Here is a 3,019-nt window from a genome sequence, read left to right as displayed (position 1 = left end):
TCCCCTCCAAGCAGATCGCGCAGCGCGTCGACGACGCCCTGGCCACCGTGGAGATGGCGGCCTTCGCGCAGGCCGACCCCGCCGACCTCTCGGGCGGCCAGCAGCAGCGCGTGGCCATCGCCGGCGCGCTTGCCATGCACCCGCGCGTGCTGCTACTCGATGAACCGGGCGCCATGCTCGACGCGGCCGGCCGGAGCATGATCCAACGCACGGTCGCCCAGCTCAACCGCAAGGGCATCACCATCGTCCACGTCACGCATTTCATGGACGAGGCGCTGCGCGCCACCCGAGCCATCATCCTGGAGCGGGGCCGTATCGCGTTCGACGGCGACCCGCGCGAGGCGTTCGCCCAGCCGGAGCTTATCACCCGCCTGGGGCTCGAGCTGCCGCCCTACCTCGATATCGCCGTGCGCCTGCAGGAGGCGGGGCTCGCCGTCGCGCAGACCGGTGACCCGCACGAGCTCGCGCGCTCCATAGCCGGAGCGCTGAGCGTCGGGCGCGGCGAGCGCGAGGCCGTCATCGACCCGTCGGTCGCGCGACCTCGGACCGCCGCCGCCCTCCGGACCCCGGCGGCCGGAGCGGCTCCCGCTGTACGCTTCGACGACGTCTCGTTCTCGTACGCCACCGCGCGCTCGCCGCGCAAACGCGCCCGCGCGCCGTTGTTCGGCCGCACGCGCCGCGCCGAAGCGCCAACCACGTTCGCGCTCGAACATGCAAGCTTCACCATCGCCCCCGGCACCACCTGCGCCTTCATCGGCCGCACGGGCTCGGGCAAGTCGACCGCCATGGAGCTCGCCTGCGCGCTCAAGGTCCCTGTCGCCGGTACGGTGGACGTCGAGGGCATCGACACCGCCAACCTCGAGCGACGCCGGGAACTCCGCCGCCGCGTGGGCTACGTGTCGCAGCTACCCGAGCGCCAGCTCTTCGCCGAAACCGTCTACGACGACGTGGCTTTCGGGCCGCGCAACCTCGGCTGCGCGCCGGACGAGACGGACCGCCTGGTTCACGACGCGCTGCGCGCCTGCGGACTCGAGCCCACCGAAGCGCTCCTCGCGCGGTCGCCCTTCGCGCTCTCGGGCGGCCAGCAGCGCAGCGTCGCCCTAGCCGGCGTGCTCGCCATGAAACCGCAGGTCGTCGTGCTCGACGAGCCCATGGCCGGACTCGACCCCATCGGCCGTGCGGGGCTTGCCCGCCTCCTCGGCCGCCTCAAGCGAGCGGGCGTCACGCTTCTGCTCGTAAGCCACTCCATGGACGACGTGGCCGCGCTGGCCGACCGCGTGATCGCACTCGACGCCGGACGCGTCGTGGCCGACGGCGCCCCGCGCGACATCTTCTTGCAAGATACCCCGGTCCTCACCGACCTCGGCGCCCCCGCCGCCCTCGTGCTCACCCGCCTGCTCGCGGACGAAGGCGTCGACCTCGACATCTCCCTCGTCCCGGCAGATCTTGTAGAGAAGGTGATTCGCCATGGCGCTGCGCGCTAGCATCGGCCAATACTACTCGGCCTCGTCGCCCCTGCACCGGCTCGACCCGCGCGCGAAGCTCGCGGCCACCGTCGCCTTCATGGCAAGCTGCTTCTTCGTCCACACGGGCGCCCAGCTCGTCCTGGCCGCCGCGGCGGTGCTCGCCGCCGTCTGCGCGGCGCACGTGCCCATGGGCCGGCTGCTCTCCCAGATCAAGCCAATAGCCCTGTTCCTGGTGGTGACCTCCATCGTCAACCTGTTCTTCGTGCAGACCGGCGCCGTCGTGGCCGCCTGGGGCCCGGTGAGCATACACGCGGGCGGCGTCGAGGCGGCCGTCCTGTACACCGCGCGCTTCTTCCTACTGCTGCTCGCCGGCTCGCTGCTCATGCTCACCACCACGCCCACGGCCATCACCGACGCCATCGAGCGCGTCTTCGCGCCCCTCGAGCGCTTGGGGGTGCCGGTCGGGCAGGCATCGACCATCCTGTCCATCGCCTTGCGATTCGTTCCCACGCTTTCGCGCGAAGCCGAGCACATCCTCGCCGCGCAGACCGCGCGCGGCGCCGACCTCGAGAACAAAGGGGCCCTGGCCTACGCGCGCGCCTGCGTGCCGCTGGTGGTGCCCCTCTTTTCGAGCGCCCTGCGCCATGCCGACAACCTCGGCCGCGCCATGGACGCCCGCTGCTATATGAGCGGGCCCGCGCGGACGCACTACCACGAGCTCAAGCTCGACGTGCGCCGCGACGGGCCCTTCATCGCGCTGGTCGCCGTCTATCTCGGCGTCCTGGCCATCCTCTAATTCAAGCGGTCGACGAAGAAATCGGCCATGCTCATGAACAGCTCGCGGCAGTGCTCGTCGAGCTCGATATCGCGGATGAGCTCCTTGGCCGCCGCCGTGAGCTCGAGCGAGTAATCCCGCGCGAACTCGATGGAACCCGCCTCCTCGAACAGCTCCACCGCGCGCGCCAGCAACGCCGGATCGCTCGTGCCGGCCTGCAGGATACCGACCAGCTCGTCGCGATGCCCGCTGTGCGCGAGCGCATGGACGGCCACGAGCGTGCGCTTGCCCTCCGTGATATCGGTGCGGTAGTCCTTATTGGATGCTTCCTTCTTGCCCACCAGGTTGAGCAGGTCGTCCTGGATCTGGAAGGCCAGGCCCGTGTTGAGGCCGAAGGCGCGCAGCGCGGCGATCTGCTCGGGCGTGCCACCGCCCATGATGGCGCCGCAGGCCAGCGGGGTGGCGCCGCTGTAATACGCCGTCTTCAAGGTAGCCATCTGCAGGTAGTCATCGACGGCGAGATCGAAGCGGCCGTCGCGCACCCAGCCCAAATCGAGCGCCTGGCCCTCGATGGTGCGCGTGGTCATATCCACGAGCTCGCGCAGCAGCCGCACGCGCATATGATCGTCGAGCGTGTCGTCGCGCAGCACCGTACCCGTGACCAGCGAGAGCGCCAGGTCGCCGCAATTGATGGCGATGCCCTCCCCCTCCGCGATGTGCATGCACGGCTTGCCGCGGCGCAGCTGGCCGTTATCGGCGATATCGTCGTGGATCAGCG

Annotated in this window: 3 protein-coding genes; 2 read left to right on the top strand and 1 reads right to left on the bottom strand. The window is 70.4% G+C overall.

The window, feature by feature from the left end; genetic code table 11:
* Together I2E26_RS04510 and I2E26_RS04505 are read left to right on the top strand one after the other, a co-directional pair.
* On the top strand, positions 1-1,484 hold a 1,484-nt coding region (locus tag I2E26_RS04510; RefSeq protein ID WP_195419772.1), incomplete at its 5' end, for an ATP-binding cassette domain-containing protein.
* Positions 1,468-2,262, top strand: coding sequence for an energy-coupling factor transporter transmembrane protein EcfT (locus I2E26_RS04505; RefSeq protein ID WP_195419771.1), 795 nt, complete (start codon positions 1,468-1,470; stop codon positions 2,260-2,262). The genes I2E26_RS04510 and I2E26_RS04505, both read left to right, overlap by 17 nt.
* On the opposite strand, the gene I2E26_RS04500 is transcribed toward I2E26_RS04505, so the two are convergent.
* A partial coding sequence (locus tag I2E26_RS04500) for a polyprenyl synthetase family protein (protein WP_195419770.1) occupies positions 2,259-3,019 on the bottom strand: 761 nt, incomplete at its 5' end. The genes I2E26_RS04505 and I2E26_RS04500 overlap by 4 nt on opposite strands.

Origin of the sequence: Collinsella sp. D33t1_170424_A12 (assembly GCF_015554865.1) — a bacterium.
Lineage (GTDB): Bacteria > Actinomycetota > Coriobacteriia > Coriobacteriales > Coriobacteriaceae > Collinsella.
Note: the sequence above shows the minus strand (reverse complement) of the source record. Positions and strands in the feature narration are given on the sequence as shown.